1 protein-coding gene is annotated in these 1,462 nt (G+C 64.0%); it reads right to left on the minus strand.

Annotated elements, in window-relative coordinates:
• Window positions 1–34 precede the first annotated feature (34 nt).
• Window positions 35–1,171, minus strand: coding sequence for an IS30 family transposase (locus ABD732_RS18525; RefSeq protein WP_425553092.1), 1,137 nt, complete (start codon window positions 1,169–1,171; stop codon window positions 35–37).
• Between the last annotated feature and the right edge of the window lie 291 nt (window positions 1,172–1,462).

Genomic DNA, 1,462 nt, shown 5'->3' on the forward strand with positions numbered 1-1,462 from the left:
GGCGGATTCTAGGGGTCCTTGCAACACCTGATGGTTAATTGGCTGTCAGTAGATCACGCAAGCGCTCGGCTGGGGTATCCCAGTCGAGCGTTTTGCGTGGTCTGCCGTTGAGCTGCTGGGCGACGTGTTCCAAGTCCGCCGGCCCGTAGACGCGCAGGTCGGTGCTTTTAGGGAAGTACTGGCGCAGCAATCCGTTGGTGTTCTCGTTACTGCCGCGCTGCCAGGGCGAGTGCGGGTCGCAGAAGTACACCGGCACGCCGGTGGCAACGCTGAACTGCTTATGCGCCGCCATCTCACAACCTTGGTCCCAGGTCAGTGAACCGCGTAGATGTGCTGGCAGCGTGCCGACGAGCACGGTGAGGACGTCACGAACCTCCTCGGCAGTGTGTCCGCCGGGAAGATGCCCGAGCAGCACATAGCGGGTGGAGCGCTCAACCAGGGTGATGATCGCCGACGTGCTCCGTGGCCCGACGATCAGATCGCCTTCCCAGTGCCCGGGCACGGCCCGGTCCTCGATTTCAGGGGGACGCTCGGAGATCATCACCATCTGGTCGGTGAACCGTGGCTTGCGCTCATCGGCGCTGCGGTGAGGTTTGCGGCGCGTTCTGCCTGTGCGTAGCGCCGCGGCCACCTCGCGTTTCAGGCCGCCACGCGACTGAAGATACAGCGCCTGGTAGATCGTTTCGGTGCTCACGCGCATGCTCTCGTCGTCGGGGAAGTCCTTGACCAGAGTGTGGCTGATCTGTTCCGGCGACCAGCGCAGGGACAGTCGGTCTTGCACGTAGTCGCGCAGCGGTGTCAGGTCGGCCAGCTTGGCCTTTTTGGGGCGGCGCCGGGACTGCGCCCAGTGGCGCTGCGCAGCATATGGCTGGTAATCGCCATCGACAGAGCGGGCGTCGATCTCTCGTTTGACCGTCGAGGCCGGACGGCCCAGTACGAGCCCTATCGCCCGAAGACTCGCGCCGGTCCGGTGCAGGTCGGCGATGGTCTCGCGATCCTCCAAGGTGAGGAACCGTGAGTCGAGATTCGCTTCCAAAGTCACGGGAACCGGCACGGACACGACTGTGGTCATACCAGTGGTGTAGTCGACCAGCGTGCCGTCCGGATAGAGACGCCCATCTCGGAGCCTTCGGATTCCCTGGTCCCAATCCCGAGCAGTGCGCACGTTGATACCCACCTGGGCCGCGGCGGCGCTCCGGTGGACTCCTTCGGCACGCAACTGGTCGTATTCCTGACGGCGAGGGTGAGGTCTACCAGGCTGTTTGCCGCGACCTCGACGGCCGGCACGGCGCGTCCAGCCATAAGCGGTGTTCTTATTCGCCCCGACCTCACGGGCTGCCGCCGTGACGTTGCCGTCAAGCTGATCTAGTGCCGCGAAAAATGCTGCCTTCAACTCCTCGAATGCCACGATCCCCGCAACTCCCTTGAATTCAGGGTGTTGCGGGGATCGCTAGAACCCGCC

This window comes from Gordonia caeni (assembly GCF_039537105.1).
Taxonomy (GTDB): domain Bacteria; phylum Actinomycetota; class Actinomycetes; order Mycobacteriales; family Mycobacteriaceae; genus Gordonia; species Gordonia caeni.